Here is a 4138-nt window from a genome sequence, read left to right on the forward strand (position 1 = left end):
CCTCCCCCCCTGCAGTACTGCAGGGCGGGGGGACGGGGGGATACGGGATTTCTATTTACCGCTAACTCAACCTTTTACTGCAAAAGCTCCAATACGACGTTTAGATGTAAATATTGAATACTCTACATTAGGTTTAGCATAACCTCTCATATTTACAGATGATAACCCTTTATATGACGAATCTAGATTTTTTAATCCACCTTTTCATTTTACTTTAAATAAAGATCTATCAGCTCTATAACGTTTAGTTAATCTACCTTTAATTTCCAGTCTTAGACCACCCATATTTTTATAATTTATAGAATTAAATATGATTTGATATATTTTTGCATATTTTTTGGCCTTAGCGAAGCTAGAAACTTTAGGCTGCGCCTTAGCATTTCCTCCTAGCGAAGCTGCGCCTGCGCCTTTCTGAATAAATTTAGTAGGCGAGCCTCCACTCTTTGAGTGGAAGGAAGGCTGCTCCCCCTTCGGGGAGCGAAGCGCTCATACCCCTTTTTGGCTGACTAAAAGAACATTATAATATAATTTATTTAACAATTCAGATAAATTATTACGCTCCGCGTACGAAGCATCATTTAATATAAAACTTAAATTGAGATTTTTAAACTTATTTTCTAATAAATTTCAATCTACACTTTTTATTAAGGAAGCTTTTTCCTGAACTCTATTTATTTTAGGTAAATTTGCCTTATTTAATATAACATCCATAATTTTTATTACACGGGCATTCCTGTTTTTCAATTTAAGTGCTAATATTTTAGTCAATATATCACTATTAAGAAGAAAAGATCTCATATTTACAATATTAAACTCTACTTTTTTATTATAATACTTCATTATTAAATTATTTAATCTATATAAAAGTTTTTCTTCAAATTTATACTTATTAAGATCTAATCTTAATTTGTATTTTCTAAGAAGTATTAATTCTTTATATAGGGAAGCTATAATTATTTTTCTCCAAATATTCACATGAGATTCAGTAATTCAAGGTAATACACCACGTAATCTAAAAGGTAAATACAGATTTGATAATACCTTACCATCCTTATCTACCCTTATAGGAACACCACTCAATATTACACGTTCACTAAAAGAAATTATTTTATCAAAAACAAAATAAAAAGATTTTTTTAATTTCTTTATTTTTTTATATAAAGATATCTTTTCTCGATTAAAAGTATACACAGTTAAAATAGCTTTAGTATTAGTATGCTTTATTTCCGCTTTACTAGCATATATTTTATTCAGAGATACAACTTTAACTTTAGAAAGTCTCTTTTTTTTGAATAAAATTTTATCCTTAAATTGTAAATTAAAATAATCTTTTATTAAGGAATTAATATTTATATCAAAAAGAGGTAAATTTTTTAAGTTATTATGATTAAAGACATAAATACTATTTTTTCATTCTTTAGATATAGGAGGGAAATATCTCGTTCTTCCTAGGTCAGAATTTTTTATCTTAAAAGGTATTAATTTATTATTATTATTATTTATATATTTACTAAAAATTACACTAGCGGAAGAGGAGGCTAAATTTTTATTATTAGTGTTAGTGTTAGTATTATTCATCTTAAATTATTTTACTACTTGCTGATTTATATATTTTATACATAATAAAAAAAAGAAAGTTGGGTGTTAATAAAGGATTATTGTTAGCATTACTCACCTTATAGTCGTTGAACGATTTTATCTTTTTAGTAGGCACTAGCCACTAGCCACTAGCCACTAGCGAGCTACACTGTGTGCTAGCACCCACCTTATGCTAAGATAAATTTCGCTTCAAATTTACTTAAATTATAAAAGTAATTTTTGAAATTAACCCAATATATTATCAATAATTTTATTTAAGGATGGCAATGTTTATAGCTAAATAAATATGTGCGTCCTGTAATTTTTTGAGCTCCTAACCTCCCCCTCCCTGCAGTACTGCAGGGGGGGGGGGAAGTGGTAGGGCCGAGCTTCGCTTAGCCGGAGGCTACCCGCAAGCTTGCGGGGGAAAAAAAAGGACTGCAGGAGCACTAAATTATTAAGGCTACATTGCGAAGGGTGGAGCTTGCTGAGGCTTCACCTTAGGCCTCATTTGGAGCACCCTTAAATAGAATATTGAAGGACAAACATCCCTAGCGTAGCTTTTCCAAAAATCCAAGATCTTTCCTTTTTGTATCTTGTGATCCTATGCCCCGCTTACGCGACTGTAAGATTTGTTGTTAATCAAACAGTAAGGCAAGATTAAGCCATTAAGCTTTTTAAGTAATAAACATGATTATTATTAAATTTATAATAATAACTACAAAAAAATATTAGAAGCGGATTATTAAATACCGCCCTCATAAGATTTTTTTTTTACATCTAATTTCTCTATAAACAAAATCTTACCTAATTTCTTAGAAAAAATATATGTAAATTAATACATATATAATTTTTATACTGTACCCAAGGAATATAATAAATACACTCTATGAATAGCATAAAGATGATTTGATATATAATCACTATAAAAAATTGCAAACATAAATTTATAAATTTTAGACACACCCATTTACTCTTTATGGGGCCTGTGCCCCGCATAAACTGTCTTCTAACAATTGTTCCTTAATTTAAGGTTTAATAATACGATAGAAAAATAAAGGTGTTTCAATTATATCTTATCGATTACCTTTTACACTGGAAATTTTCAGAATCGTATTCAATAATTAGTAACAGTAAAGCTGCATAGGGTCTTCTCGTCTAACTAGAGGTAAACTGTATCTGCACAGTTATTCCAATTTCACTGAGTCAATCATAGAGACAGCTGTTGTATCGTTACATCATTCATGCAAGACCGCATTTAACGGCCAAGGCATTTCGCTACCTTAGGACCCTCACGCTAAGGCCGCCATTAACCGGGGGTTCCTCTGAAACCAAATTTTTTTTCAATTTAGAAAATTCGTTAACCAGCCGGCATCGGGCAGAAATCACACTCAATACTTAGACTTATCGTCTTTTTGCAAAGTGCTTTGTTTTAATTAAACAGTCGTACAACAATATTCCATGCTTCTTCCTTTTTACTCGTATTAATCGAGACTAATGAGCTCTCCTTATCCCTAAGTTACGGTAGTTAGTTTGCCGAGTTCCTTTATGATTGTTATCTCATTCACGCCTTCGTATTCTCTACTAGCTTACTTGTTTCAGATTCTAGGTACGGTTTGTCATTCATTCATTACATGGGGGGGGGTGTGGACTCATCTGTGTTCAGATACACTCTGTTCAGTTTTGTCCACTCCCCCACATAAGAATGAAAGGATACTGATCCTTCCTGCACAATTTTCACTTTTAAATGTTGGTACCATAAGTATCAAAGCAGCGCACTTCTGCGCGTTATTTTCTCATCGTCATAATCTTCAGATTATAAACTTAGAGGCCGTTACTTGACGTAGCCATAAGCTTTAGGCGAGACTCTAAGATACCTTTTAGGTACCTTAAACTCTTTTTTGTTACTCATGTCACCATTCTCACTTGAGTTATCATCTATATTTAGTTATAAAAAAAAAATCTAAGATTCACTCAACGTTCTGCTACCCCATCAAATAACATTAATAGCATATTATTACTAATGTTACATATGGACAAGGTTTCGGTATATTATTTAGATCCGTTAAATTTTCGATGCTTTTAAGATTTAACAAGTGCTCTGTTACGAGATCTTTAAATTATGGCTGCTTCCAAGCCCATCTTCTTGTCGACTTATATAAAAACTTTCTTTATTTCACTTAATAATAATTTTGGAACCTTAACTCTTGTTCTGGGCTGTTTCCCTTTTGACATACAACCTTATCATTCTATGTCTGATTATTCAAGATTCATCTTTGTCATTCCGAGTCTACATACTCACCGATAAAATCTTCACGATCCCCCGATGTATACAAAAAAAAATGCATTTCATACCTAAACATAGGTATGAAAATCTACATCTTGTCTGAGATTAAGTTCTGTACCTACTAAGATGTTACTTAAATTGCCTACTATTATAGGTTTCGCAGAAAACCAGCTATCCTAGTCAGTGTTGTCTTTCACTCGCTTACCATAGTTCTTCGGATATCTTTGCAACGATAACCCGTTCGGACCTTTATAGTCCTGACTATAGTAAGAT

At 32.2% G+C, this 4138-nt stretch carries 1 protein-coding gene and 1 other annotated feature; the gene reads right to left on the reverse strand.

Going from position 1 to position 4138, the window contains the following annotated elements:
* Positions 1 to 627: 627 nt before the first annotated feature.
* Complete coding sequence (locus IEW49_RS13260) at positions 628 to 975, reverse strand: hypothetical protein (protein ID WP_188643221.1); 348 nt, start codon at positions 973 to 975, stop codon at positions 628 to 630.
* Between the two features lie 918 nt (positions 976 to 1893).
* Positions 1894 to 4138: a sequence feature (mutual gap in cmsearch alignment for this rRNA model is longer than 100), on the reverse strand.

Origin of the sequence: Pseudoblastomonas marina (assembly GCF_014641655.1) — a bacterium.
Lineage (GTDB): Bacteria > Pseudomonadota > Alphaproteobacteria > Sphingomonadales > Sphingomonadaceae > Alteriqipengyuania_A > Alteriqipengyuania_A marina.